Source organism: Thermodesulfobacteriota bacterium (assembly GCA_040756475.1).
Classification (GTDB): domain Bacteria; phylum Desulfobacterota; class Deferrisomatia; order Deferrisomatales; family JACRMM01; genus JBFLZB01.
This window is the reverse complement of sequence record JBFLZB010000159.1, coordinates 7,053-8,926: the sequence shown is the minus strand read 5'-3', so window position 1 is coordinate 8,926 and position 1,874 is coordinate 7,053. Positions and strand designations below refer to the sequence as shown.

At 69.2% G+C, this 1,874-nt stretch carries 2 protein-coding genes; both read right to left on the bottom strand.

The window, feature by feature from the left end; genetic code table 11:
- Positions 1–1,349, bottom strand: a 1,349-nt coding sequence (locus AB1578_18110; GenBank protein MEW6489809.1) for an FMN-binding glutamate synthase family protein, incomplete at its 3' end; no start/stop codon positions are given.
- A gap of 153 nt (positions 1,350–1,502) precedes the next feature.
- Positions 1,503–1,874 (bottom strand): response regulator transcription factor (locus AB1578_18105; GenBank protein ID MEW6489808.1); only part of this gene is annotated, 372 nt, incomplete at its 5' end.

Genomic DNA, 1,874 nt, shown 5'->3' with positions numbered 1-1,874 from the left:
AGGTCCTCGATGACGACGAAGATCTGGTCGGCCTGGGTGCCGTACTGGGACACGGTCTTGGGGAGCTCGCCCTTGGCGAGCCACTCCCCGATGTTCTTGCCCACCATGCCCGGGATCATGAGGGCCCGGCCCATGCAAACCGCCTTGAAGTAGGGGGCGCCCATGGCCAGCGCCTTGAACACGCCGTCCTCGGAGGAGAACCCGCCGGCCATGGCCAGATCGGGCACGCGGTAACCCTTGGCTGCCAGCTTGCCGGCGAACTCGTAGGCCAGGGCCTGGAGGTAGAAAGTGGGGATGCCCCACTCGTTCATCATGGGCCAGGGGCTCATGCCCGTGCCGCCCGGGGCGCCGTCGATGGTGAGGAGGTCGATCCTGGCCTCCGACGCCCAGCGCAGCGCCATGGCCAGCTCCACCATGGAGTAGGCCCCGGTCTTCAGGGTCACCCGCTGGAAGCCGAGTTTGCGCAGCCGCTCCACCTCGCCCAGGAACCCTTCCTTGGTGACGAACCCCAGGCGGGAGTGGCGCTCGAACTGGCGCAGGGCGCCGTGGCGGAAGGCCCGCTCGTTCTCGTGGAGGGTGGGGTCCGGGAGGACCACGTAGCCTCGCCGCTTGAGCTCTACGGCCCGGTCGATGGCGTCGACCTTGATCTCGCCCCCGATGCACTTGGCCCCCTGGCCCCATTTGAGCTCGATGGTGTCGAGGCCGTGCTTCTCCAGCACGTACTCCGCCACCCCCAGGCGGGTGTCCTCCACGTTCATCTGCACCAGGATCTCGCCGTACCCCTCGTGGAACCGGCGGTAGAGGGCGATGCGGCGGTCCATCTCCGGCGAGCCCTTCACCTTGCCCCCGGGGCCAAGCTCGAGCTGGGGGTCGATGCCGCACACGTTCTCGCCGCACACGAGGGTGACGCCGGCGATGGCCGCGCCCACGGCGAAGTGCTCCCAGTTCTTGCGGGCGATGTCCGTGGACCCCAGGGCGCCGGTGAAGACCGGCGCCTTCATCTGGACCTTCTTGTCCCACCCGTAGGAGGTCTCGGTGCTCACCGCCGGGAAGATCGCCGTGTCGGGCCCCGGCTCGGTGCCGGCCGGAAGCCCCTCGGCCCCGACTGCGTAGCCCTGGATGTTGAGGTGGGAGTAGTCGACGGGGTAGTTCTTGTCGGCGCCCGCGGTGACCTCGCCGTAGCGGGAGGGGTAGAGCACCTCGCGGCCCCGGAAGCTCGCGAGCCAGATCTCGCACCCCCCCTTGCACCCGTCCAGGCAGGCGGTGCAGATCCCCGACATGGGGACCACGTCGCGAGAGCGGTTGAAGGTGCTGGTTGCCTCGTTGGCGTTGGGCTGGCGCAGGTTCATGGAGCCTCCGTTGGGTGGGGGGTTGTCCCGGAAAAGGGCTCTAAGAGTCGCGCGCCCGGGACGGGGGAAGATATGGGGGCAAACCCTACCTTCCAAACTATTCCGCCCCACTGCTCCCCTGGGGGTGGGGCGCCCACCCTCCCCTGCGCCGCCCTACTCCTCCAGAAAGATCAGCCCCTGCTTGAGGGCAATGCGGATGAGACCGGCCAGGTCTTTCACCCCCAGCTTGCCCACCAGGCTCGCCCGGTGCTTCTCCACGGTCTTCTTGGTCACCCCCAGAGTCCGCCCGATCTCGCTGTTGGAGCGCCCCTCGGCCACGAGCTGGAGCACCTGGCGCTCCCGGGGCGTGAGGCGCTCCAGCACCACCTGCCCCTTGGGCTCGGCACCCTCCTGGCGCACGGCGTCCAGCAACACGCGGGAGACCGAGGGGCTCAGGTAGGTCTCGCCCCGGGCGGCCGCCCGGATGGCCAGCAGGAGCTCCTCGGTCACCGAGCGCTTGAGCAGGTACCCGGCTGCCCCCATCCG